This window comes from Leptolyngbya sp. AS-A5 (assembly GCF_039962495.1).
GTDB lineage: Bacteria > Cyanobacteriota > Cyanobacteriia > Leptolyngbyales > Leptolyngbyaceae > Leptolyngbya.
Genome location: NZ_JAMPLL010000022.1, coordinates 1 through 25,201 on the forward strand (window position 1 = coordinate 1; position 25,201 = coordinate 25,201).

Genomic DNA, 25,201 nt, shown 5'->3' on the forward strand with positions numbered 1-25,201 from the left:
CAATTGCTTTGTCAACATTCTCGGCGGCTTGATTGCCTACTGCCATCAACCGAAGAAACCGTCCATTGCGCTCGACCACAATCTGCTGCTCCCGGCTTAACCCGAACTCAGGTTAAACATAAGACCCCTGATCCGCCCCCACCCCTCTTTTGTGGGAGAGGAAGCCAGAAGTCCAGTTCCCCTTCTCCCTTGGGGAGAAGGGGCGAGGGGATGAGGATCTTCATTGAGTAGCAACGCGATTAATTGATTGCTACGATCGCGAAATCGAAAATCGCGCTTAAGTCTTCTGTAAAAACGATTCAAAAGGTTGCAGCCTGAATCAGACAGGCTTCAAGATCGAGTTTTGCCAATCTGGAGTAAGCTTGCTCGATCGCAAACTTCCCCCGCAGCAGCCCAGAACTCGCACCGGGACAAATAAAGTGCAATGTCTCTGAATTGAACATTTCTAAAAGCTTCCGAACATGACGAATCTGGCGGTTCCAGTGAAATGTTTTCGCCGTTCTGAGCGGAACGGGATCGCCTTGCGCGTTCGGAAGCAAATGGCGACCGGAGAATAAGATCCCACCCAAGGCAGCGTAATACACACAAGCTGATCCTGGAGAATGTCCCGGAGTCCAGATCACTTGAATCTCCGACATATCCCCGTGAGCAAGCGAAGCGAGCGACAAGCTCTCTCGAAACGAACTCACCGCCATATTGGGCAGCAAGTACGCCTCTTGCTCCTGCACAACCACCTCACAGCCAAACACTTCTTGGATCTCACGCACCTTTCCCATCCCGCCGCGATGCGTGATGACTAATTTGCTAACTCCGCCCTGAGCATCGAGAAACGATCGCGTGTTTTCATCCCAAGCCGGACAATCGATCAATAAATTTCCATCTTTTCTTACAATGAGGTACGCGGTACCACCGAGCGTATCCCGATTCGGCGGAAACGCGAAAACTGGCGTGACGCTAGATTCTGGAAAAGTTTCCGCTGAAAACACTAGACGCGGCTGTTTCGGAGTGCGGGACTGTGGCGTTAAAGGAATCGGAGATTCTGGTGGCACAAGCTTCTCGATCGGTCAAACTAAAGAATATGGCAAGTCTGCCATCGTTGATTGTGCCAGATCGCGTGATTTCCATCTATGCCCCCTGTCTCATCCCTTGGTCATGATTTGGCTTTTGCTTCTCGGATTGCTCACTTACCTGTTTATTACCCAATGGGTTGCCAGCCTGACGCGCACACCGGTTTGGGCACTGTGGTTGGTGGCGATGCTGCCTGTGTTTGTCATGGTGGTGTGGACGATCGCGTTTCGGGGGCAAGCGATGCCGATGCCATATATGATCGTGCTGTTTGCGGGCTGTTTGGTGCTGTATTTGTATCTGATTCAGCGGGGGCGAATTGCGCGATCCGGGCAGGATCAGCGCTGGGCAGCGCTGGATACTGCGCCCTCTGCGCCTCCCAAGCCTGCATCTGAGCTACAACCGCCGAATCTAGCAAGCTTGCGTCCGCTCAATCCCGCCGAAGAAACCAGTTTACAAACGTGCTTTCCTTGGTCGGTGTTTTATCTACGGCACTTGGAATATCATCCGCAGGGCGTGGTTTGTCGGGGGCAGTTACGTACCTCACCGGAAGTCGCTTATCAAACGGTGCGGCAGAATGTTGAGGCACAGTTCGGCGATCGCTTTCATGTGATTTTTCAGGAGTATTATTCGGGAGAGCCGTTTTTTGAACTGGTGATTAATCCAGCGGCAAGCGTTGAGTCAAAGAATTCGAGTCCGCTGATTCGTCCTGGATTTGCGATCGCGTTGATGCTTTTGACGGTATTTACAACCACGTGGGCGGGGCTGCAAATTGTGGGACGGGTTCCGACGATCGCGGCGCTTTTAGAAAATGGATTGCCTTATTCGATTCCGGTTTTGACCTTTTTTGCAGCACGAAGTATTGGGCAATTTGTCACCGCTCGTAAATTTCACATTGCAATTACGCTGCCGTATTTTATTCCGATTATTCCACTACCGTTTTTTCCCCTGGGAACGATCGGGGCATTTACGCAGTTAAAGTCTCCAATCCCGCATCGTAAGGCGCTGTTCGATATTGGGCTAGTAGGTGCGTTTTTGGGGTTGAGCGTGAGTATTCCGTTATTCGCTTGGGGATTGGTGCAGTCAGGAGTTGTGCCGCTACCGAGTCAGAGCGGACTCTTTCAGTTCCAGGCGCTTGATCCGAGAGTTTCGATCGTGCTTGCGGTGTTTAGCAAGTTGGCGATTGGGCGTGATTTAACTCCCTATGCAGCACTGCGGCTGCATCCGGTGGCGATCGCGGGTTGGGTTGGGATATTGTTTACTGCGTTTAATTTAATGCCGATCGGTCAGTTAGATGGCGGACGGATGATTCATGCTGTGTTTGGGCGACGGGTCGGAGCCAGGATCGGACGCATTTCTCGATTTTTGCTATTAGGGTTTGCGATTATATATCCACATTTGTTGCTGTGGACAGTGTTATTGTTTTTGCTGCCTGCGTTGAATGAACCGACGCTCAATGATGTCATTGAAGTCGATGGTTTTCGCAATGCGGTGGGGTTGATGGCGTTGGTGATTTTGATTCTCTTGGTGTTACCTGCGCCGAAATTTTTAACGACTGTGTTGGGGATGTAGTTGAATGGTAAAAGTACGATCGTTACCTGAGAAATGTCTGTCGCTGTTAGTCTACCGGGATTTGCTAGATGATCCGGTGTTATTAGCATTTCGCACCGCTTTGAGCGCGCTCGATCGTCCAGAGATTGCAGCAGCGAGCTACAGTGAATGGTTTTCAGAATTGGCAAAACGAAACCAAGGATGGCGCGACTATTTGCTGAATCGGATTTTAGCTTCAGAAAATCCGCTTACATACCAACTTCGTCGCGGCGAAATTTTCAAAGAACTGATGGAAGCAGCAAAGCACGATTTAAGAATTCTGCAACGGTTTTATGAATGCGGTAGTCAGCGATTTTATCAATTAATGAAACACAAGACTGCACCTTGGGTTGATTACATTCCTGATACAGCAAGTAGCTTAAGACAAACGCAAATTAGACAAATTCAGAAACAGCTTGAATCGCTGGAAGATTGGTCGATCGCACTTCCAGAATTAATCGAGTTTTATCGCCGCTTTGGGACAGGAGTTTTTGCTGAGTACCGTGCATTTCGTTGGCAAGATGGGCAATTGAATGCGATCGCGAATCCCGATCCCATCCAAGTTGATGCCTTAGTTGGTTACGAAACTCAGCGCGATACTTTGCTTCGAAACACTGAATTTCTGCTGGCTGGATTACCTGCACTGCATATTTTGCTGTATGGCAGTCGCGGTTCAGGAAAATCGTCGCTGGTGAAATCGCTGCTCGGCAAATATGAGAATCTACGCCTGATCGAAGTGCCAAAATCAGAATTGAAAGCGTTACCGACGATCGTAGAACGCTTGCGAGATCTTCCTCAAAAATTTGTCATTTTCGTGGATGATTTATCTTTTGAAGAAGATGACGATGCTTATAAAGCGCTGAAAGTGGTATTAGAAGGGAATCTCACCGCTCGACCTCAAAACGTGGTAGTTTATGCCACTTCAAATCGACGGCATTTAATTCGAGAATTCTTTGACGATCGTCCTCGTCCAAAAGATGCCGACGAAGTGCATCACTGGGATACGGTGCAGGAGAAGCTATCGTTTAGCGATCGCTTCGGTTTAACCCTGACGTTTGAGCCTGCGGATCAAACCACTTATCTGAAAATTGTTCATCATTTAGCAAGCCAAGCTCAGATTGAATTGAGCACTGAAGATCTAGAGTTTAGATCGTTGCAGTGGGCAACTCGGCATAATGGACGATCGGGCAGAACTGCCCGTCAATTTATCGACTTTCTTAAAGCTGAACTTACCGTTTCCTAATGGAATTTACTTATTCTCGATCGATTCGCTTTTCCGACACCGATGCAGCAGGAGTGGTATATTTTGCAAACGTTTTGAACTTCTGCCACGAAGCGTATGAAGCCTCTTTGACCGCAAGTGGAATTAATCTGCGATCGTTTTTTTCGGGTCAAACCATTGCGGTTCCAATTGTTCACGCTGAAGTCGATTTTTTTAAGCCGATATTCTGTGGAGATGAAATTACGATCGCGCTCACTTCAAACTTATTAAAACCGAGTGAATTTGAAATTTCTTACCGTTTGTTTCAGGGGCAAACGATAGCAAAAGCGCTCACCCGCCATGTTTGTATAAACTCTCAAACGCGATCGCGGCAAGACCTCACACCCGATTTGCTGCACTGGATCAATGGCGATCGTTCAGTTCAATAGAAAACCGTTTAAAGTCGAATCGCTCTAGCTCAAAGCTCAGAACAGTTCTCGCTAAAATGTTGGTATGGAACAAGAAGTTATCACCCTCCTTTCGAGTCGCGAAATCGAAAAAATGCGCCGAGCCGGAAAGCTTGCAGCGCAGCTATTGAATCACTTAGAGTCCTTCGTCAAACCCGGTGTCTCTACATTAGAACTCAACGACGAAGCCGAACGCTGGACACAAGCCCACGGAGCCAAAAGTGCTCCCCTTGGCTACAACGGCTTCCCCAAGTCCATTTGCACTAGCGTTAATGAGGTTGTGTGTCACGGCATTCCCAACGCTAAACAAGTGCTGAAAAATGGAGACATTATCAATATTGATGTGACGCTGATCGTCGATGGCTATCATGGCGACACCTCAAAAATGTATTTCGTCGGAGAACCATCACCGTTAGCAAAGCGTTTGGTCGAAGTGACTGACAAATGCCGACAACTAGGCATGGATGCGGTAAAACCCGGTGCCAGAATCGGCGATATTGGTGCAGCGATTCAAGAATATGCCGAATCTCAAGGCTTTTCAGTCGTGCAAGACTTTGTGGGACATGGAATTAGCCACATTTTCCACACGGCTCCCCAAATTCCCCACTATGGCAAACGCGGTACCGGGAAAAAGTTGCGTCCTGGAATGGTATTTACGATCGAACCGATGATCAACGAAGGCACCTGGGAAGTCGAAGTCATGCCCGACCAATGGACAGCCTTAACAAAAGATCGCAAACTCTCCGCCCAATGTGAACATACGATCGCCGTAACCTCCACAGGCTACGAAATCTTGACGCAAGCTGACTAAGGAGAGATTGCGTTACAATGATGTGCTGGCTTAAGTCAATCCCTGTCTCTCAAAAATATGTCATTGCCGATCGTTGCCATTATTGGTCGCCCGAATGTGGGCAAGTCTACGCTTGTGAACCGTCTTGCTCAGGTGCAGGATGCCATCGTGTTCGATGAACCCGGTGTGACCCGCGATCGCACCTACAAACGAGCGTTTTGGCGCGATCGAGAATTCCAAGTTGTCGATACGGGCGGACTGGTGTTTGATGATGACACCGAGTTTTTACCCCTGATTCGAGAACAAGCAATGGCGGCTCTGTCAGAATCGTCCTCGGCGATTTTTGTTGTGGATGGACAGGCGGGATTAACTCAAGCCGACGAGGAAATTGCTCAATGGCTGCGTCAGCAGCCTGTTCCGGTTGTGCTGGCGGTTAATAAGTGTGAATCGGTAGATCAAGGCATTATCCAAGCCGCAGAATTCTGGGAATTAGGGCTGGGTGAGCCGTATCCGGTTTCCAGCATTCACGGAAGCGGTACAGGGGACTTACTCGATCAGGTTGTCGAACACTTACCCACCACCCTTGAAATCGAAGAAAATCCTGAAACTAAAGTCGCGATCGCAGGTCGCCCGAATGTGGGTAAGTCGAGCTTACTTAATGCGTTTGTCGGCGAAAATCGCTCGATCGTCAGTCCAATCTCAGGAACGACGAGAGACGCGATCGACATGGTAGTTGAGCGCAACGATAAAACGTATCGCTTGATTGATACTGCCGGGATTCGTAAGAAAAAGAACGTAGAGTACGGTCCCGAATTTTTTGGAATCAATCGAGCGTTTAAAGCGATCGATCGTTCTGATGTGGTACTCCTTGTTATCGATGCCCTAGACGGCGTAACCGAGCAAGACCAAAAGTTAGCCGGACGAATTGACGATGAAGGGCGCGGCTGTGTGGTGATTATTAACAAATGGGATGCAGTTGAAAAAGACGCGCACACCATTTATGAATATGAGCGTCAAATCCGCGATCGCTTGCACTTTGTCGAGTGGGCAGAAAGCATTTTTATCAGTGCCAAAACGGGTCAGCGCGTCGAAAAGATTTTTGAACTCGTCGATCGTGCCGCCGAACAACACAAGCGCCGAGTTTCAACGGCTGTAATCAATGAAGTGCTAGAAGATGCGCTGTCTTGGCACACGCCACCGACCACAAGACAAGGACGACAGGGCAAGATCTACTACGGAACTCAGGTAAGCAGTGCACCTCCGACGATCGCGCTATTCGTAAATGATCCCCATCTGTTTAACGACAACTACCGCCGTTATATCGATCGTAAATTCCGTGAATCTTTAGGCTTCCAGGGTACGCCGCTCCGATTACTTTGGCGGGGCAAGAAAGTACGAGAAGTCGAGCGGAACACAGCGAATCGAGCAACGAAGGTTTAGCGTATGGATTTACTGCGATCGCTGCCGTTAGGGTTGTATCTCGAACAGCCGATCACCTGGATGCACCGACTCGATCCACGGGTAAAGCTGGCGTGGTTGATGAGTTTTCTAGCAACTCCCTTACTGGCGAGTGCAGAATGGCGGTTGCTGCTCGTGGGTGTGTTGATTGTACTAACTCTAGCGTCTCGGATTCCGCTCCGAGTCTGGCGGCAGCAGATGGGCTGGCTGTTATTGCTGGCGGTCTATGTGTTTTCGCTGGTTGCGATCGCGCCTGATGGTTTGAGTGTTGAGCCGCGTCCTCGACTGCCTGAAAATGAACTGGCATTTGTGCAGCAACCGAACACGGTTCCAAAACCCGCACCGCCGCAGTCTTGGTTCAATCCATTTCAAGCAGCGCCCAAAGAGCAAACCCAACTTGCCAATCAGTTAAAGCGCCCAGAGTTAAAGCAACCGACAGACTATCAGTATGTGGTCTTTCAGCGTGGGCCGATTCGGGTGACTCGGCGATCGTTGGATCTGGCGATCCGAGTTGGTACTTTATTGTTTACGCTGATCTACAGTACGAATTTATTTTTGCTTACAACTGCTCCAGAAGAAGTCACCGCAGGATTGGAAGATTTGATGCGCCCGTTGCGTCGGTTTAATGTTCCGGTGACTGAAGTTGCATTGACATTAACGTTGTCGTTGCGATTCATTCCGCTGGTGTTGGAGGAATTTCAGAATTTGATTCGATCGATTCGCACTCGTGCTATCAATTGGAAGAAGTTAGGATTTCGCCGCACGATTCAGGTGTGTTTATCGGTTGCAGAGCGATTGTTGCAAAATCTATTGCTGAGAGCAGAGCAGATTGCGAGTGCGATGAAGGTTCGTGGATTTACCAGTCCGAATCAGCATCGAGTGGAATGGCACCAGTTAATTTTGAAGCGGTTTGATTGGCTCGCGTTGGTTGTTTTGGGTGGATTTTGGGCAGCAAGGCTGGCGTTTGGATAACACAAAAAATTGGGGCAATTGCTGTAAATTGCCCCAACTGCATTTTCAAGCTGTTTAATATTCCGGTACAGAGGGATCGACTTCGCGACTCCAGGCAGTAATTCCGCCTTTCACGTTGATCCCATCAATCCCAGCCGATTTGAGAATACCGATCGCTTTTGCCGATCGACCTCCCATTTTGCAGTGAGCAATCAACTTGTGTCCGTTGAGCAGTTCTTTCACTTTCTCAACGCCATTTCCGTTCTCGATATCTGGTAATGGAATCAAGACAGAACCGGGGATCTGAGCAATGTCGTACTCATTGGGATTGCGGACATCGAGCAAGACGTATTCTTGACCGATCGCGCCACTGTCGATCAGTTGCTTCAATTCCTGCACCGTAATTTCTTGCATACTTGCTTTTGCCTGTTCTTCAGCCGCTTTTGCTTGCGGAATTCCGCAGAATTCCTCGTAATCCACTAACTTCTCAATCACAGGGCGCACCGGATTCGGACGCAGTTTAAGCTCCCGGAACTTCATCTCTAGCGCGTTGTACAACAACAGTCGCCCACTGAGCGTATTGCCTTGTCCGAGAATGATTTTCACCGCTTCAGTCGCCTGAATCGTTCCGATAATGCCGCATAACACGCCTAAAACGCCGCCCTCGGCACAAGAAGGCACCAATCCGGGTGGCGGGGGTTCTGGATAAAGATCGCGGTAATTTGGCCCGCCCTCGTAGTTAAAGACCGTCGCTTGTCCTTCAAACCGGAAAATCGAGCCGTACACATTCGGCTTATTCAACAGCACGCAAACATCATTCACGAGATATCGCGTTGGGAAATTATCGGTTCCGTCGATCACCAAGTCATAGGGTTCCGCAATTTGCAGCGCATTCTCAGAACTCAATCGTGTCTCATACAAATCCACTTGACAGGTTGGATTAATCTCAAGAATTCGCTGTTTTGCCGATTCGATCTTGGGCTTACCCACCCACGATGTCCCGTGAATAATTTGGCGATGCAGGTTAGAACTATCAACCACATCAAAATCGACAATTCCAATCCGTCCGATCCCGGCTGCTGCTAAATACAACAATAGTGGTGATCCCAGTCCGCCTGTTCCCACACAGAGAACGCTTGCCGCTTTGAGTTTTTTCTGTCCATCCAGCCCGACTTCCGGCAAAATAATATGCCTGGAATATCGGGCGTAATCATCATTGGTTAACTGGATTTCATCCAGATTTGGGTTTAGCATGGTGCGTCGCTGAACAAGTTGACAAAATCAATTCGATAGCTTTACTACACAGGTACGTGTTCGCTCGAATTAGGGAAGTTCCTTCAGGTGATCAAGAGTTCTTCCGGTTGGAAAACCTGTTGATCGTCGAGGCTCCAGCAGCGAAGGTCAACCGATTTGCCTTCAGACACTGACACGATCGCATAACTATAAGCCGACCATGCCGCTGCACGATCGCATTCTGAAGGCACTGCTGGCTGATCCGGATGTGAGTGATAGATCCCAATAATATCGAGACCTTGCGATCGAGCTTCTTTCATCGCTGCCAGCATTTCTTCTGGTGCAATTTCATATTGACGCTTTCTGGTCAGACCGCTCTCGTCGTCACTCCATCGATTCTCCGTTGCTTTCACTTCCATGACGGTTTTCCCAGTGGGGTCACTCTTGCCCAACAGCAAGCCGCAGCACTCGTCTGGATAGGTGCGCTCGGCATGAGCACGAATGCTCACAAGATGCTGAGAGTTGAGTCTGAGAATCACGACAGGATGAAGAATCGCAAGCCAAATATTTATTCTAAGGGATTCAGCACCAGACGCAAGAATGAGAATTATGAAGAAGTTGATGCTCAACGATTTATCCGGTGCATTGAACAACTCTTTGAAGAACAAACGCAAAAAATTTGTAGCGCGATCGCTGCGATCATTGAATTCCAGCCTGAGTAATTATTCGATCGCGATCGTTTGTCCCTGTTCTGCCGATCGTTGAGCCGCGATCGCAACTTTCAATGTATATAAGCTCTCTTCGGGTTGAACATATAACGGCGATCCGTTCAGTAAATGATCTAAAACAGCGCTCGTATCCTTGGTAAACAATCCCCGTCTCGCACCGACCTCGATCGCGCTCACCCCTTCCGAATTCACGAATGCACCTTCATCACCATCAAAGATTAATGCACCACGATCGCCCTGAACTTCTAACTTGCGCTCCGGTGTCCAAAGTGTTTCACCCTTGCCGTACACCACATCTGCAATCACCCCGTTCTTAAATTGCAGTTGTGCCTTACAGAGACAACCTGTGTAACGATCGGCGTTCAAATTCCAATAGCGATTCTGACAGCTCACCGATTCAACTTGCCCAAACCCATGAATCAATCGGTGCAGTCGCGATAAGGCACCCACCAATGGAAAACCAAACAGCGATCGCGTGTATGTCCATTTCGGAGGCGCAGGATGTTGCGGCGTTGCGGTCGCATACCGAGCATAAAACGGCGTACCAACTTGAGAAAGCGATCGCAAAAAGGCTTGATGCACTCCGCCCAAAATCTCGATATGTTCGACATGCAGTAAGCGATTTCGAGCATGAGCGAGTTCAATTACTCGCGTTGCAGATTCAAGATCGATCGCCAACGGATATTCGACCACGACATGACGACCGGATTCGAGCGCAGATTCTGCGATCTCACTATGCTCTGAGTTCACGCCGCAGATGATGACTAAATCAACCGCTTGAATCAATTCTTGCCAAGCATTAAACGCTTGGGTTTGGTGCGTATGCCCAAATTCCGCCGTTTTATCAGGTTGATGTCCTGCTACACCGACTAATTTTGCTCGATCGTCTTGATTCACCGCTTCTGCTCTCAGCTTCGCGGCATATCCGGTTCCGACCAGTCCAACTCGAATCACGAAACTATTCCTTGAATGTTCTCCTCTCAGTGTACTGGTAGAGATCCCTCCCTTAGCTAGAGTCCCACGAACAAAAGAACGTTGTAGGTTGAGAAACATCTGTATACAAGCAAAAAAATCTCTGATACTAAGATAGAAATTCTAGCGATCGTTTGACCCACTGTTCCCGAACTCACGGTTCTTGTTCAATTCTTATGGCCGACGCTTTGATTCAAGAGACTTCTCCAGAATCCTTACGACCTGAAAACGACGCAGAGCGGATAGAAGCACTGCTGCGATACAACATTCTGGATACACCTGCCGAGGAGGCTTTCGATCGCATCACCAAACTCGCAGCTCGATTGTTCAATGTCCCGATCGCGATTGTTTCTTTAGTAGATGAAAATCGCGCTTGGTTTAAGTCGTGTCAGGGGTTTAATCTTCCAGAAGTTCCGCGCAACGACGCGATCTGCAACGTTGCCGTTCTTTATAACGGAATTTTAGTGATTCCCGATACGCGCAAGGACGATCGCTTCGCTTGTAATCCGTTTGCGATGGCAGAACCGGGTTTACGCTTTTATGCAGGCGCACCCCTGATCACCCAAGATGGCTACAACTTAGGAACACTCTGTTTATTAGATAGCCAGCCGCACGATGACTTGGGTGCTGAGCAGCGAGAAACGCTCGTTGATTTAGCCGCGATGGTGATGGATGAGCTAGAGCTAAGACTTGCCGCCCGAAAAATTGCTCAAACCGATGCAGCATTATTGGAAGTAACGCAGGGCGTTTCAGCCGTCACCGGACAAGCGTTTTTTGATGCGTTAGTTCTACACTTAGCTAAGGCTTTATCGGTCGATTATGTCTACATCGGGCGCTTAGCTGAACCCGCGCAACAGACCGTGCAAACGATCGCAGTTTGCGCTCATGGTCAAAATGTCGATAACTTCGACTATCTAATCGATGACACGCCTTGCAAGAAGGCGATCGCAAATCGCAAGCTTTGCTCTTACCCGCGTCGGGTGCAAGCGCTGTTTCCCGATGCGCCACTGCTTGCACCCTTGAACATCGAAGGCTATATCGCTGTGCCTTTCTTTGACTCAGGAGAAAACCCTTTGGGACTATTGGGGATTATGCACAGCAAGCCGCTAGAAAATGTACAGCTTGCAGAGTCGCTATTAACCATTTTTGCGCTGCGAATTGCGACAGAACTCAATCGAATACGAGTGTCAGAAGCTGAACGGGCTGCGAGAGAGCAAGCCGAAGCCGCCAACCGGATGAAAGATGAATTTCTCGCGGTTTTATCACATGAGCTGAGAACGCCACTCAGTCCCATTTTGGGCTGGACGAAACTCCTACGATCGAGCAAAGTCAGCCTCGAAAGCCAGGATAAAGCCTTGGCAACGATCGAGCGCAATGCCGTACAACTGACTCAATTGATCGAGGATTTGCTGGACATTTCGCGAATTTTGCAAGGTAAGTTAATGCTGGATGTGCGATTAGTAAACTTAGCCGGAGTGATGACTGCCGCGATCGAAGCGATTCGGCTCGCTGTCAATGCGAAAAGGATTCAAATTCAAATGAGCATCGAAGCTTCTGCAATCGTGTTAGGAGATGCAGCACGGTTACAGCAAGTCGTGTGTAATTTACTCTCGAATTCGGTGAAGTTTACACCGGAAGGGGGTCGGGTTGAAGTGCGCTTAACGCAGTTTGATCAATCGGCGCAAATTCAAGTCATCGACACCGGCAAGGGAATTGATGCTGAGTTTTTACCGTATGTCTTCGATCGATTTCGTCAGGCTGACAGTGCGACCACGCGTAAGTTCGGCGGGTTAGGCTTGGGTTTAGCGATCGTGCGTCAGATTGTCGAGCTCCATGGTGGCACCATCCGCGCCGAAAGTGGGGGTGAAAATCAAGGCGCAGTCTTTACCGTGACGCTTCCGGTAAATAGCGCGATCGCACCGTTGCAGCCAAACCTTAACCCGCCAGAGTCTAGACCTTGCCTCGAAGGAATTCGGATCTTAGTTGTGGATGATGAGCTGGATTCGCGAGATTTTGTCGCGTATGTGCTTGAATCGGCAGGTGCAATCGTTGAACGGGCGGACTGCGCGATCGGAGCGCTGAAAATTCTTGCTCATCATCAGACCGATCTCTTGATCAGCGATGTCGGCATGCCAGAGATGGATGGCTATCAATTGCTCAGAAGCCTCAAGCCAGAACAAAAAGTTCCAGCGATCGCGCTGAGTGCCTTTGCCGGAGAAATGGCTCAACAGCAGGCGATCGCAGCGGGATTTGAGCGACATGTGGCAAAACCTGTCGAACCCGATCATCTCGTCATGGTTGCAGCAGCGTTAATCGCCCGAAATTAACTGCATTTCGTATCAAGCTTGACCATTGTGGGTAGAGTTCTAGCGCAGTATGGAGGATAACAAAAGCGCTGCCGCTCCTTGTATCAATGCGATCTCTCACCGCCGATCTGTTTCCTGTCCTGTATTCTACGATCGATCCAAGGGCGATCGTGGCAAGGATTTTATCGTGCTACGACCTTGGAACGGTGAGAAACTGTCAGTTTTGGTGTCGGGGATTGAGCGATGTTTATCTGATCGAAACCGATCGCGCTGCCTATGTTCTAAGAATTTCACACTGGGACTGGCGTTCTCAAGCCGATATCGATTTTGAGTTAGCACTGCTAAATTTTCTACATCAGCGCGGCTTGCCTGTGTCATATCCTCTAAAGACGGAAGCGGGCAAACTGTCGATCGTCATTTCTGCGCCGGAGGGCGATCGTTATGCGGCTTTGTTTACGTATGCGCCTGGAGGTGTCCCGATTGGTGATCTGAGTATTCGGCAAGCCACAAGATTGGGTGAGACGCTGGCAAAAGTACACCAAGCAGGGCTAGAGTTTGACTGCGCATTCGATCGTAAGCCCTTGACGCTCGATTATTTGCTCGACGATTCTTGGAGTGAGATTTCGCCTTTTTTGCAGCTTGAGGATCGGGCTTATATCGAAGCGGCGATCGAGCAGATTAAGTTTGCACTGAAAAACTTTCCGCGATCGGCACCTTACTGGGGAATTTGCTGGGGCGATCCGCATAGTGGCAACACGCACTTTAATGAGGCGGATCAGCCGACTCTATTTGATTTTGATCAATGCGGCTTTGGTTGGAGAGCGTTTGAGCTTGGCAAGTTTCGTCAAGTTGCGTTGAGTACGGGCATCAGTCGGCGAGTCAGAGAGGCTTTTCTGCAAGGATACCAATCGGTGTCCCCGCTCAAAGCGTTTGAACTTGAAGCGATTTCTGCATTTACACAAACTGCCCATATTTGGATGTGGTCGATTTGCTTAACTTACGCACTTCGCCACAACTACAGCCGTTTAGATGAACAGTTTTTTCGCAAACGAGTTGAGCAATTGAAGCAACTCAAATCTCCGGATTGGCAAATGTTTTAATCCAGCTCTCGCAAGCCGTAAGCGATCGAGCATTTACATCACTTACGGCTACGATCGCACATTCCCCTAGCTCAGATGCTTCTCTACCGTTAGATACCGTTGTACCGTTGAAACCAGTTGCTCTGTCCAGTAGGTTGCAAGTTCTGAATTTTCAGCTTCAACCATCACCCGAATCACAGGTTCAGTCCCCGATGCGCGTACCAGAACTCGCCCTTGGTTGCCCATTGCCGCCTCAGCCTGCGCGATCGCGTTCTGTACCGCCTGATTCTTATTCCAGTTCATGCGTAAGGCTCGATCTTCAACTCGTACATTCCGCAGCAGTTGCGGATAGGTTTTGAAACTGCGATCAACCAATTGCGAGAGCGAAACGCCTGATTGTACAATCAAATTCGCTAAATGCAGTGCGGTTAATAATCCATCGCCACTGACACTATGCTGCGGACAAAGAATATGTCCAGATTGCTCGCCGCCCAGAGCCGCACCGCATTTCACCATTTCGGCATGAACATACTGATCGCCTACAGCCGCCCGAATTAAGCGTCCGCCCAACTTTTCCCAGGCACGTTCAAACCCAAGATTTGACATTACGGTTGCAACGATCGTCGCCCCTGGAAGTTGACCCGCTGATAAAAGCTGCTGTCCCCACAAGTAGAGAATGTAATCTCCATCAACCGTGCGGCCTTGAGCATCGACTGCTAACACTCGATCGGCATCGCCATCAAAGGCAAATCCGACATCCGCAGACTGTTCGGTCACCGCCGCTTTCAGCAGATTCAAATGAGTAGAACCGCAGTTTACATTAATGCGATCGCCATCTGGAATTTCATGCAGGGCAATCACTTCCGCCCCTAAAGCGCGAAACACTTCGGTTGCCGATCGGGTTGCTGCACCCCACGCTAAATCTAAGACAACGCGCAATCCTGCTAGCGGTTGCTCAGATTCTGTGACTAAAGGCGTTTGAATCGCGTCAATGTAATGATTAATCAACTCTGGACGATGAAAATGCTGTCCCCACTGCTGGGAAATCGTCGCAATTTTGCCTTCACCCCGCAATCCAGCTTCGATTTGCTGCTGAAGTTCTAGCGCCAGCTTCGAGCCATCCGAATTGAAGAATTTAATGCCGTTATCTTCGGGCGGATTGTGGCTGGCAGAGATCATCACACCGCCGATCGCTTCACTGTGATGCGTCAAATGTGCCACCACCGGAGTCGGACACAAACCCAAGTCCCACACCTCAATTCCAGCAGCAGTCAATCCAGCAGAAAGCGCCATTGCTAGCATATTGCTCGAATTGCGCGAATCCTGACCGATGATCACAGGCGCACGATTGCCCGATCCCAACACTTGCCCTGCCCAGTAGCCAACCTGCATGGCGAGCGGCGCAGTTAATAACTCTCCTGCTTTTCCTCGAATACCATCGGTTCCAAACAGTGCAGACTCTGGGAGCGGCAGCGCATCCCAATGATGAATCTGGGGACGAGACGAAAGACGGCTAAGCAACTCAGCCTTGGTTGGCATTGACACCATAAGTTGTTCACATCCTCACACAATTGACGTTATTTGATCGCACCCCTGTCGCTCTAACTTCAGCGCTAGTTCTTCTTTAGCCGCCTGGTTAGATTCCCACCGCATCCAGCAATTGCTGAAATGCGTCCCAGCTTAGCCCCTGTTCCACATAGCGCGGCGCGTTTGGGTTATAGGGACTTTCTAGCCGATCGATCGATTGAATCACCGCAGAATCCGGTAAAACCGGGACATCCGGATCAAACGAAGTCGGATTCATTAGCGAACTAGAAAATCCCTTAAATATCGCAACTTGATCCGGCTGACCCTCAATTTCGATCGACAACAACAAGACCTCATTCGGACACTTAATCGTGTATTGCTCTAAACGATGCCCAATGGAATGTTTCATGAACCTCAAAAAAGAACAGGTAAACTTAATTCTCGATCGCCGTCCGCTTGCGCTTGCCTAACCGGAAGAAAACAAAATAGCCGAGATACAGCACGTAAATCACCAGTCCGAGGATGCCAAAAAATCCGAGCACAAACGGTCTGACTCCCCCATGAAAATATTCGCGGAACAGGAAAGGTGGATCAAGCCAAACTCGACAAGCACCATCATTTAGAATCTGTTGACTGGCAAGCGTGGCACAGCGCAAGACGGGAATCTGTCCGATCGCTCCCAAAACGCAGTACAGCGATACTGCCCAACGCCAAGACACAACCGAAAGCTTCAAGGCACTCGGCGGCGAATCGCGGATTTCTTCGTTCAAGTCCACCCAGTACCACAGACCCAGCGGAATTAAGATCCGCGCCAGCCAGCCGGAGACAAAGCCGATCGGCAAAACTCCGATTAACAAATACACGGTGATCGCCAGTAAACTGGAGACGCGCCAGTAGATCAACATCAATTTTTGAATCGCTTCTGAACGCTGGACGACTGCCCAAATCAGCAACACCAGCGGCAAGATGACAGTAAACAAGACTGCCAATCGGTAATCTGTCCAGACGATTGAAGATAACCAGGCGGGGACATCTTGCATAGCTCAAAAAGTAAAACAGGTGTTTAGCTTCATCAGTATATAAAGGAATCCGGAGTTTCAACGTTTTTGACTGTACTTTGCCACGGTTTGTGCCAGTGCGGTGAGATCGATCGGTTTTGTCACATAGTCGGTTGCACCTGCTGCGAGACATTTTTCGCGATCGCCTTTCATCGCCATTGCGGTTTGCACGACGATGGGGATGGATTGATAGGGAGTCATCGATCGTAATTGTTGGGTGAGCGTTAAACCATCGACATCAGGAAGGTGAATATCCATCAAAATCAGAGTGGGAACTGATTGTTGCAGCGCTGGCCACATTTCTTCACTGCTTTTTGCCCAAGTGACGGTGTATCCGAGTTTACCGAGGTAGGTAAGAATTAATCGAGCATTAATCGCGTGGTCTTCGACGAGAAGAATAGAGCCGGAGCAGGAAGCAGCCGGGGGAGGCGTACAGGGGCCGTTTGCACGGGGGGCAACGGTATCAGGGACAGTACGGGGAAGCGCGATCGTAAAGCATGAGCCGCGATTAGGTTCCGATTCGACTCGTATCCAGCCGCCGTGCAGTTCAGCCAGCCGACGAGTGAGCGCCAGCCCCAATCCTGTACCTTCACCTGGCGGTGCATTTCGCAGTTGAATATAGGGACGAAAGAGGATCTGCTGCTGCTCAGAAGAAATCCCGGTTCCGGTGTCCCAGACTGTGAATTCGATCAAGTCTGCGACAGCTTTGACTTCTAGCCCCACAGAGCCGCGATCGGTAAATTTCAGCGCGTTTGAGAGCAGGTTAAACAACATCTGCTTGAGGCGTAGTGGATCAGCGACGATTGCAGTGACTCCGGGCGCAATCGCCAGCTTAAGGAGTAACCCTTTATCGCTGGCTTTTTCTTGCACCAGTTTCAGCGCTAGTTTGCAGACTTCACTGACCTCGATCGGTTCTGGCTGCAAGGTGAATTGATTTGCCTCGATTTTAGACAAATCGAGGATGTCGTTGATCAGAGCCAGCAAGTGCTGACCACTGCTGAGAATGATTTTGAGGTATTCCTGATGCCGCAGATTAGAGGGGGTATAACCTTGCTCTCGCAGCAAGTGCGTAAAGCCAAGGATTGAGCTTAGAGGCGTGCGGATCTCGTGGCTTGTATTCGCCAGAAATTCACTCTTGAGTTTGCTAATTTGCGTGAGTTCCTGATTGTCGGTTGCCAGCATTTGGCATTTCTGAAGCAGTCCCTGCGTAGTTTTAGCGTGGTGAATGAGCTGCATGGTTTGCGCGATCGCTCGACTGATACATTGATGCCGGAGCTGCATCAGAGCCGTATCGATCGGCAGGGGTGACGTAGGAGAAACAGTGATCAACCATCCGTAAGTGATTGTACGATCGCACAGTTCCCAGGTGCTTTGTCCCTTGAGGGGAGACAAGGACTGTAGATCTAAGAGCGTTAATTCTTGACCTAATTCGATCTCAAAACGAGTCATACAACCGGGGCGATCAGGCGACATCATTGAGGCGGCGAGATGCTGAATTTTAAGTGCGTCAGTTTCAGTCGGAAGGGCGATCGCGACGAGTTCACCGTTTAGGATTTGGGCTAGTTCGTCAGCTAGGGTTTGCCAGAGCTTTGCTTCGGTGGGCGCATTGTTAAGGCACTCGAACAGGCGAGCATTCAAATCATTGAGAAAGCGTTCGACCCAATACGCAGCCGCGAGAGGATTCGCGATGCAGGAATCCGGCTGCGTAAAGAATTGACGCAAAGCAGCGCTGGTCGATTCCTCCCGACTGGTCTGGTGCAGTTGCAAAGTCATGCAGCTTTCTCGAATCATTTAGACATTACGGAGGTTGAAGTAGAGTCTCTGTGGAATTACTGATCATCCTACCGAGATCTACCTAGCCCTCAGCTTGATAAGACTGCGAGCTTAATCAAAGCCTTAAGAAGTTGCAGGCCAGTATGAAGCTTAGAATTCCCGCCGTGAAAAAATCAGCGACGCGATCGCCAATGTCAAGGTGATGTAAAGCAGGGCATACAACACGCTTGCGAATAAAGTGGGGGCAGCGGGAATTAAGTTGTAGACTGCTTGATTTTTCAAATCCAACCGCGCTAGATCCGGAAGCACAAGATACAATCCTTGGGTCGCAGTTTCGATCGCAGGATTTTTGGTCAATCTGCCGAATTGCACCAGGTCTTGGCTCAGTTGTCCGATCAGGTAAATGCCAAACGTCAGCATCATCGCCAGCAGAGCGCTAGCAAACACACTAAACAGCAGCGCGATCGCGCTGACTAGAGACAATTGCAGCCATAGAAAAATAGAGGACAAGAGAAGATTTGCCAAAGGAAACGGAGTCTTGAATAGGGATAGAATCGCGATCGCGCTCACGGTCATGGCTGTAATCAACACTGCCAAAACTGCCGATAGCCCCAAATGTTTGCCAATGATGAATTCAGCACGGCTCACAGGCTTTGCAATTAGGACAAAAACGGTGCGCTTTTCGATTTCTTTGTTGACTAATCCTGTGCCGATAAAAATTGCCACAATTAGCCCGAAAACGGGCATAGCTGCCAGCGCCAAATCGAGCAGAATTTTCGCTTCGGTTGCCGCAGCCACTTCGGGTAAAAGGCGACCCGCTAACAACAAGCCCGCACCATAAAGTCCAATCAGATAGAGAACCCGATCGCGAATCACTTCTCGAAACACATTTGCGGCGATCGCCTGAATTCGCATGACCGTACCACCCACGGTCTGCACCGCCTGACTCATAGCCAATTCTCCTGCACAAGAAACTCACCTTTCGAATTCCCCATTTTGCCCGAAGAATTACGATCTGGTCGGCTGAATTTGCTTAGGCGGCGTGATCGAACCACATTGCACAGTTCCTACTTCTTGCACACGAGCCGGAGCTGTAGCTGGCGGAGCCGAGTCATCGAATCTAAATTCTGGTGTGGGTCTTTCTCGCCGTACCGGAGTAATGCGACAAGTGCGCGTTAGTTCAGATCCTGCCTGACGAGAGTTGGGTCTGCGCCAGAGGGCTTGAAGCTTTAAGTCATACACTGCCGAAGTGACTTCAGCATTGAGCGTCCATAAATCCGGCTGTGACGATCGCGGCAGTTGCTCCTTGACCTGCTGCCTCAAGCGCGGCACTTGCTGATCGAGGTTGGTAAGCCAGCGTTCGACCTGTCCCCAGGGTTTGCCTTCGAGTTCGGTGCGGACAGATTGGGCGGCAATGTTAAGCACATCGGCTCCACGAGAGAGCGCCGTATCCCGATCGAAGCGCTGCGGTTGCCAAACAAACCCACTACGCGAGAAATCTTCGCCTTGCAGCGAGGGATTATTTGCAATCCAATTTTGAATTTGAAAGGAGAACTGAAACCAGCAGCTAATAATGAGATTGGCTAATATCACCAAAATGATATCTTGACGATGTGCCTTGCTGGGATTGGCGTAAACGGGGCTTTTGGTTTTGGAATCAGACTTGATGAATTTGGGAGCTGACCAGATAAGCGATGAAATCGGGGGCCAACTGATCCATGAAGTTTGGGTTGGAATCCTTCCACCTTCGATCGTGCCGAACAAATACACACATATGATCGCCCCAACAATCCAAGGACCGATAAAGAAATTATAAAAAGTCAATTTCTTTTTCACAGGCGGTTCGTAGACAAACCACCACACGCTGAGAATTAGGAATATCCAACCAAAAGATGAAATAATCCGTTGAGCAATTTGCGGCGGCGGCGATGTGGTGAGTGCCGCAACAATTACGCTAAAAATGCTTAAGAATAAGAGCGTTTGCCAGGATGCCCATTGCGGCAGCGTGACGCGATCGCGGATTTGCTTAAAGACTTGATTCATCCACAGCATGGCTTCTATCCCTAAAACGCAACGGGCTGTTCAGAAACTGTCCGAATCAGAATAATCAACGCAATCAGCGCAAAACTTGCCGAGTTCGCCAACAGCACAGCTAATGCCCGACTCGGTACTTCTTGAAAGGCTTGGCGCTGTGCGGACTTACCTTGAAATTTTGTACGATCGCGCACTTCCGTCACGCTTGTCAGTTTGTTCTCTAAAATCAAGTCCAGCCAGTTTAAGCTCTGAAGTTTGACCACAAACGTTCCTAAAAATGTCACAAATGCAATCACGACTAACAAGGAGTAATTACTAATTTCATCTAGAAAAATGTAGTTCATTAGCTGTTGTTGCCAGGGTTGAGGCAGCCAGCGATCGCTCGAAAAAAACACAAGCCAGCCGACGACCGTGGAGAAAAGATTTGCGGTTGAGGCATATTGAATGCTGGATTTTTTGCCAATGCCTAAATAAAATTGCAGCACGATCGCTTCGACTGCGATCGCCAACACAATAAAGAAAAGCTGATATAAAATCGCCCTCAGAGGCAAGACATTCAACATGAGTCAATCTGCTTAAATTCACTTCCAGATTGTAAGTGCAGTGGTTCGGGTTTGCAGCAAAAACATACAGAGAAACAAAAGAATCTGTGACACACCGACAAAACACACTAGAATAAGCCCGTATTTTACGTTCTAGTGTGCTTATGTCTGAAGTTAAAATCGGCATCATTGGCGGCAGCGGTCTCTACAAAATGGAAGCGCTCAAAGAGGTAGAAGAACGATCGATCAACACTCCATTCGGCTCACCGTCTGATGCTTTGATCATTGGCACTTTGGATCAAACTCGTGTCGCTTTTCTGGCGCGTCACGGGCGCAACCATCATTTGATGCCGTCAGAATTGCCGTTTCGCGCCAATATTTACGCGATGAAAAGTTTAGGAGTCGAGTATTTAGTGTCTGCTTCTGCGGTGGGGTCGCTGAAAGCTGAGGCAAAGCCGCTCGATATGGTGATTCCAGATCAGTTTATCGATCGTACCTATTGCCGTGTCGGAACTTTTTTCGGCGATGGCGTAGTAGCTCATGTGGCATTCGGTGATCCGGTTTGTCTAGCATTAGCAAAAGTGTTGGGCGATGCGGTTGAAAGTTTAGATCTCGCGAATGTTAATTTGCATCGCGGCGGAACTTACGTCTGTATGGAAGGCCCTGCATTCTCTACTAAAGCCGAATCGAATTTACATCGCAGTTGGGGCGCGTCGGTAATCGGCATGACCAATCTTCCCGAAGCAAAGTTAGCGCGTGAAGCGGAAATTGCCTACGCGACTTTGGCATTGGTAACGGATTACGACTGCTGGCATCCGGATCACGATAGCGTCACAGTCGAAATGGTGATCGACAATCTCCAGCGTAATGCCGTGAACGCCCAGAAAGTGATCCGCGAGACGGTGCGAAGATTGAACGAAAATCCGCCTGTTTCCGAAGCGCATTCGGCGTTAAAGTATGCCATTTTGACTCCGAAAGATAAGATTCCTGCGGCGGCAAGAGAGAAGCTCGGATTGCTGCTGAACAAATATCTTTAGAGCAACCCTTCTAGCTGGCGACGAATGCGATCGAGATCCCGATTCGACATCTCAGATTCTTCCTGTTGGGCTTTCTCCTCCGGATTCCAATCGGTTTCATCGATGTTCCGTTCCGGGGGCGCGAGCAGCAAGCGCTCAAACTCGTTTTGCGGCATGAAGTCCTCTGGAATCAGGAATGCCTCATATCCTGCATCCTGGCAGAATTCCTCAATTTCTTCCTGCTCAATCTTTTCCACGGTTGGAACCGCAAAATCCTGAGCTTCCAGCATCAAGGCGTAGCGCGTGGCATCGTCTTCTTGGGCAAACATCAACACGAGGTTCTGATCGCCCACACTAATCGTATGGATTCCTGGATTATCAGTGTCGGCGTTGAAAAGTAAGACGAAAACTTGCATAAATCTAGAGAAATCAATGGGCTAGATTTAAGGGTACTTTAATTGAGTTCGCTTGCAGAGATTGATTTACAAGAACACACTTTTTAAAGCAGGACTCGGTCTAGCCACTCGGAGTTAACTATACAGTGGGTTTGTGAACAGTGGGTTTGTGATGTTCGTGCCAGTGACGCGCAATATCAATGCGGCGACAGAGCCACACTCGATCGTGCCCTTGCACATAATCTAAAAATCGCGCCAGTGCTGCTGCTCTTCCGGGTCTGCCGACCAATCGACAGTGCAACCCGACACTCATCATTTTCGGTGCGGTTTCTCCTTCTTCGTACAGCACATCAAACGCATCTTGCAGATACGCGAAAAACTGATCGCCCGAATTAAACCCTTGATTCGTGGCAAATCGCATATCGTTATTGTCCAGCGTATAGGGAATGACTAGATGTGGCTTGCCGTTCCCTTGCATCCAGTAGGGCAAATCGTCTGCATAGCTGTCTGAATCGTAGAGAAATCCGCCTTCCTCGATCACTAGCTTTTGCGTGTGTGGGCTATTGCGTCCGGTATACCAACCGAGCGGACGACTTCCAGTGACGCGAGTGTGCAGATCGATCGCTCTTTTCAAATGCTCCCGCTCGGCTTCTTCGGAAAAGTCTTTGTACTCGATCCAGCGATATCCATGACTGGCAATTTCCCAATCGGCTGCTTTCATCGCCGCTACCGCTTCAGGATTTCGCTCTAGTGCCATCGCAACGCCGTAAACCGTGACGGGAATTCCACGCGACGTAAACATCCGATGCAACCGCCAAAATCCCGCCCGACTGCCGTATTCGTAACACGACTCCATATTCATATGGCGCAATCCCACAAACGGCGCGGCTCCCACAATTTCAGATAAAAACGCTTCTGAAGCGGGGTCGCCATGCAGGATACAGTTTTCGCCGCCCTCTTCGTAGTTGATCACAAACTGAAGCGCGATGCGGGCTTGGTCTTTCCAGTGGGGGTGCGGTGGGTGTTGACCATAGCCCACCATGTCTCTCGGATACGAATTTGTCGTCGCAGTCATCAGCGGTTAACCGATAAAAGTTGTCGATCGAGAAATATGACAAAATCTCGAACCGTATACAGCATACCAATATCCCAGCGATCGCTAATCTCAATCTCAAATCGATCGCAAAAATCGTCGTGCAAGTTACACTCCCAATCGAACCAGCACACCAAAGGAAGCTGCAAATCTTCGACGAGGCGATCGTCAGGAACGACTTTACTAAACGGCAACCCAGAATAAAATTCCATCTGCTGATAGACAAATGCAGAGATATCTTGGGAGATTTTTAGGGGTTGCCAGAATGTCTGATGCCAGTCTTCCAACCTAAGGGCGGGACGAGATCGCCAGTTCTGCTGAATGCGGCGACGAACACTGAGATCCGGACTGAGATCCGGGTAGGTTCTGACTGTTAGGACTACGTTCGTGAGTTCGCGCCACATTTGATTGCTGCCCGATTGCGATCGATGCTCTCAGTATTCCCACTCAGGAATCGTCTGTCACAAACATTTGTTGGCTTTTTAGGAATTTGCAGGGATTCAGCCATGTTAGAACCAAAAGTGACATTAGGCAGGGAAAATTGCGGTACGCTATCTACCCTTCAGCAGAACTTGAGACCTTCCATAACTTTCACTGAGCGAGGTCTTCATATTCAGTAATAATAGATTTAGAATTGTTAAATTTTGTTCTCGCTGCTGTTTAACCTTACCCTGATCGCTCTTGCCGCATAGGAGTTCTCTGTGAAATTCAAACCGCTGATGAAACCCGCTGGTGCGCGGGCAGTATTCATTGGATCTGCGATCGCACTTGCTGTCTCCGGGTTCGGCATTTTCTCATATTCCATCTTTCGCCCCAATCCCCAGTCTTCTGCTCAAACTCCGACGGCTCAGACCGACGCTGTAGACGCTATCAGCGCCCTGGGACGCTTGGAGCCAGAAGGCGGTGTGATCAAGATTTCTGCTCCGTCTGCTTCAATGGCAGGCGGATTGGGTGGATCGCGGGTCGAACGAGTGCTTGTGAAAGAAGGCGCGATCGTCAAAGCCAATCAACCTCTAGCAGTTTTAGATACCTACCAGACGCTTTTAGCTTCAGCGATGCAGGCAGAAGCACAGGTCAAAGAAGCGGAGTCACGTTTAGCACAAGTCAGAGCCGGCGCAAAGCAAGGTGATATCAACGCGCAACGAGCGACAGTTTTACGCGCCCAAGCTGAATTACCGAAGGCAGAAGCAGAATTTCTCAAAGTGGATGCCGAATATCAAAAAGCGAAGCGCGACTACGATCGCTTTGCTGCTCTCTACACTCAAGGGGCAGTGAACGAATTAGAAGTAAGTAACCGCAGGCTCGCCCTAAATACAACCGAAAAACAACGTCAGCAAGCGGCGCAAGTTGTTGAGCAAGCAAAGTTAGGGCTTGAAGGCGCAAGACAGACATTAAGCAGCGTAGCAGAAGTGCGACCCACGGATCTTCAGCAAGCAGAAGCGAATGTGCAGGTGGCAATGGCAAGTTTTCAGCGCTCAAGAGCCGAGCTAGATAAAGCGATCGTGCGTTCCCCCTCGGATGGGCAAGTGCTGAAGATTCACACCGATCCAGGAGAAGTCGCTGGCAACGATGGCGTAATGGATTTAGGACGCACCCAGCAGATGTATGTGGTGGCGGAAGTGGATGAGAATTACATCAATCGGGTGAAAGTGGGACAACGCGCCAAAATTACCGGATACGCGCTTCCGCGAGAACTCACGGGAACGGTCGATCGCGTGGGGCTACAAGTTCGGAAGAATGCTGTTCTCAACACTGATCCGGTTGATAAAACTGATACGCGGGTAGTTGAAGTCAGAATTCGCCTAGACAATAGCAAACCCGTTGCGGGCTTAACCAATTTGCAGGTTAAAGTTGCGATTCAGCCCTAGAATTGCCGAGTCTGACGCGAGATTAGGATTGATACACCGCGCAAAGCAGATAAAT

25 protein-coding genes are annotated in these 25,201 nt (G+C 49.4%); 11 read left to right on the forward strand and 14 right to left on the reverse strand.

The window, feature by feature from the left end:
* Positions 1-299: 299 nt before the first annotated feature.
* Complete coding sequence (locus tag NC980_RS19705; RefSeq protein WP_190375832.1) at positions 300-1,049, reverse strand: MBL fold metallo-hydrolase; 750 nt, start codon at positions 1,047-1,049, stop codon at positions 300-302.
* On the opposite strand from NC980_RS19705, the gene NC980_RS19710 reads away from it, so the two are divergent.
* The 6 genes from NC980_RS19710 (at position 1,006) to NC980_RS19735 (ending at position 7,543) form a co-directional block, all read left to right on the forward strand.
* Positions 1,006-2,637 carry a site-2 protease family protein gene (locus tag NC980_RS19710; protein WP_348254011.1) on the forward strand — a complete coding sequence of 544 codons (1,632 nt, stop codon included), beginning with the start codon at positions 1,006-1,008 and terminating at the stop codon, positions 2,635-2,637. The genes NC980_RS19705 and NC980_RS19710 overlap by 44 nt on opposite strands.
* Before the next feature lie 4 nt (positions 2,638-2,641).
* Positions 2,642-3,898 (forward strand): ATP-binding protein, encoded by a 1,257-nt coding sequence (locus NC980_RS19715; protein ID WP_190375834.1) that lies wholly within the window; start codon positions 2,642-2,644, stop codon positions 3,896-3,898.
* Complete coding sequence (locus NC980_RS19720; RefSeq protein WP_190375835.1) at positions 3,898-4,305, forward strand: acyl-CoA thioesterase; 408 nt, start codon at positions 3,898-3,900, stop codon at positions 4,303-4,305. The genes NC980_RS19715 and NC980_RS19720 overlap by 1 nt, the downstream gene beginning before the upstream one ends.
* 64 nt (positions 4,306-4,369) lie before the next feature.
* Complete coding sequence (map, locus tag NC980_RS19725) at positions 4,370-5,134, forward strand: type I methionyl aminopeptidase (protein ID WP_190375836.1); 765 nt, start codon at positions 4,370-4,372, stop codon at positions 5,132-5,134.
* Positions 5,135-5,191: 57 nt separating this feature from the next.
* Positions 5,192-6,553, forward strand: coding sequence for a ribosome biogenesis GTPase Der (gene der, locus NC980_RS19730; RefSeq protein ID WP_190375837.1), 1,362 nt, complete (start codon positions 5,192-5,194; stop codon positions 6,551-6,553).
* A 3-nt stretch (positions 6,554-6,556) separates the two neighbouring features.
* The gene (locus tag NC980_RS19735) at positions 6,557-7,543 is read left to right on the forward strand and encodes an energy-coupling factor transporter transmembrane component T (RefSeq protein WP_190375838.1); all 987 of its coding nucleotides are present in this window, start codon (positions 6,557-6,559) and stop codon (positions 7,541-7,543) included.
* 54 nt (positions 7,544-7,597) lie between these two features.
* Here NC980_RS19735 and moeB read toward each other — a convergent pair whose 3' ends face one another.
* Together moeB and NC980_RS19745 are read right to left on the reverse strand one after the other, a co-directional pair.
* Positions 7,598-8,776, reverse strand: coding sequence for a molybdopterin-synthase adenylyltransferase MoeB (gene moeB, locus NC980_RS19740; protein WP_190375839.1), 1,179 nt, complete (start codon positions 8,774-8,776; stop codon positions 7,598-7,600).
* A gap of 83 nt (positions 8,777-8,859) precedes the next feature.
* Positions 8,860-9,294, reverse strand: coding sequence for a Mov34/MPN/PAD-1 family protein (locus tag NC980_RS19745; RefSeq protein ID WP_190375840.1), 435 nt, complete (start codon positions 9,292-9,294; stop codon positions 8,860-8,862).
* Between the two features lie 6 nt (positions 9,295-9,300).
* Here NC980_RS19745 and NC980_RS19750 point away from each other — a divergent pair, with 6 nt between their 5' ends.
* Positions 9,301-9,477 (forward strand): hypothetical protein, encoded by a 177-nt coding sequence (locus NC980_RS19750; RefSeq protein WP_190375841.1) that lies wholly within the window; start codon positions 9,301-9,303, stop codon positions 9,475-9,477.
* Here NC980_RS19750 and NC980_RS19755 read toward each other — a convergent pair whose 3' ends face one another.
* Positions 9,478-10,437 carry a Gfo/Idh/MocA family oxidoreductase gene (locus tag NC980_RS19755; RefSeq protein ID WP_347272575.1) on the reverse strand — a complete coding sequence of 320 codons (960 nt, stop codon included), beginning with the start codon at positions 10,435-10,437 and terminating at the stop codon, positions 9,478-9,480.
* A gap of 194 nt (positions 10,438-10,631) precedes the next feature.
* Here NC980_RS19755 and NC980_RS19760 point away from each other — a divergent pair, with 194 nt between their 5' ends.
* On the forward strand, positions 10,632-12,782 hold the full coding sequence (locus NC980_RS19760; RefSeq protein ID WP_190375843.1) for an ATP-binding protein: 2,151 nt from the start codon (positions 10,632-10,634) through the stop codon (positions 12,780-12,782).
* Between the two features lie 86 nt (positions 12,783-12,868).
* Positions 12,869-13,861: a phosphotransferase gene (locus tag NC980_RS19765; protein WP_190375844.1), complete on the forward strand. Its 993-nt coding sequence runs from the start codon at positions 12,869-12,871 to the stop codon at positions 13,859-13,861.
* Positions 13,862-13,927: 66 nt separating this feature from the next.
* On the opposite strand, the gene glmM is transcribed toward NC980_RS19765, so the two are convergent.
* The 7 genes from glmM to fraC all read right to left on the reverse strand — a co-directional run bounded on the left by glmM (position 13,928) and on the right by fraC (position 20,795).
* Positions 13,928-15,379 carry a phosphoglucosamine mutase gene (gene glmM, locus NC980_RS19770; RefSeq protein WP_347272577.1) on the reverse strand — a complete coding sequence of 484 codons (1,452 nt, stop codon included), beginning with the start codon at positions 15,377-15,379 and terminating at the stop codon, positions 13,928-13,930.
* Between the two features lie 97 nt (positions 15,380-15,476).
* Positions 15,477-15,776, reverse strand: coding sequence for a hypothetical protein (locus NC980_RS19775; protein WP_190375846.1), 300 nt, complete (start codon positions 15,774-15,776; stop codon positions 15,477-15,479).
* Positions 15,777-15,801: 25 nt separating this feature from the next.
* Positions 15,802-16,407 (reverse strand): DUF3177 family protein, encoded by a 606-nt coding sequence (locus NC980_RS19780; RefSeq protein ID WP_190375847.1) that lies wholly within the window; start codon positions 16,405-16,407, stop codon positions 15,802-15,804.
* A gap of 57 nt (positions 16,408-16,464) precedes the next feature.
* Positions 16,465-18,198 carry an ATP-binding protein gene (locus NC980_RS19785; RefSeq protein WP_190375848.1) on the reverse strand — a complete coding sequence of 578 codons (1,734 nt, stop codon included), beginning with the start codon at positions 18,196-18,198 and terminating at the stop codon, positions 16,465-16,467.
* 150 nt (positions 18,199-18,348) lie between these two features.
* Positions 18,349-19,149 carry an ABC transporter permease subunit gene (locus NC980_RS19790; protein WP_190375849.1) on the reverse strand — a complete coding sequence of 267 codons (801 nt, stop codon included), beginning with the start codon at positions 19,147-19,149 and terminating at the stop codon, positions 18,349-18,351.
* Between the two features lie 57 nt (positions 19,150-19,206).
* Positions 19,207-20,250 carry a DUF5357 family protein gene (locus NC980_RS19795; protein ID WP_190375850.1) on the reverse strand — a complete coding sequence of 348 codons (1,044 nt, stop codon included), beginning with the start codon at positions 20,248-20,250 and terminating at the stop codon, positions 19,207-19,209.
* A gap of 11 nt (positions 20,251-20,261) precedes the next feature.
* Positions 20,262-20,795, reverse strand: coding sequence for a filament integrity protein FraC (gene fraC, locus NC980_RS19800; protein WP_190375851.1), 534 nt, complete (start codon positions 20,793-20,795; stop codon positions 20,262-20,264).
* 143 nt (positions 20,796-20,938) lie between these two features.
* On the opposite strand from fraC, the gene NC980_RS19805 reads away from it, so the two are divergent.
* A complete protein-coding gene (locus NC980_RS19805) occupies positions 20,939-21,811 on the forward strand; it encodes an S-methyl-5'-thioadenosine phosphorylase (protein ID WP_190375852.1) in 873 nt (290 codons plus the stop codon).
* Here the strand turns inward: NC980_RS19805 and NC980_RS19810 are convergent.
* The 3 genes from NC980_RS19810 to NC980_RS19820 form a co-directional block, all read right to left on the reverse strand.
* Complete coding sequence (locus tag NC980_RS19810; protein ID WP_190375853.1) at positions 21,808-22,206, reverse strand: DUF3110 domain-containing protein; 399 nt, start codon at positions 22,204-22,206, stop codon at positions 21,808-21,810. The two genes, NC980_RS19805 and NC980_RS19810, sit on opposite strands and share 4 nt — an antisense overlap.
* Positions 22,207-22,324: 118 nt before the next feature.
* On the reverse strand, positions 22,325-23,260 hold the full coding sequence (gene puuE, locus NC980_RS19815) for an allantoinase PuuE (RefSeq protein WP_199298428.1): 936 nt from the start codon (positions 23,258-23,260) through the stop codon (positions 22,325-22,327).
* Entirely contained in the window at positions 23,260-23,682 is a 423-nt protein-coding gene (locus tag NC980_RS19820) for a hypothetical protein (RefSeq protein ID WP_190375854.1), read from the reverse strand. Before NC980_RS19820 ends, puuE begins: the two co-directional genes overlap by 1 nt.
* Positions 23,683-23,979: 297 nt before the next feature.
* On the opposite strand from NC980_RS19820, the gene NC980_RS19825 reads away from it, so the two are divergent.
* A complete protein-coding gene (locus NC980_RS19825; protein WP_347272576.1) occupies positions 23,980-25,146 on the forward strand; it encodes an ABC exporter membrane fusion protein in 1,167 nt (388 codons plus the stop codon).
* Positions 25,147-25,201 lie beyond the last annotated feature (55 nt).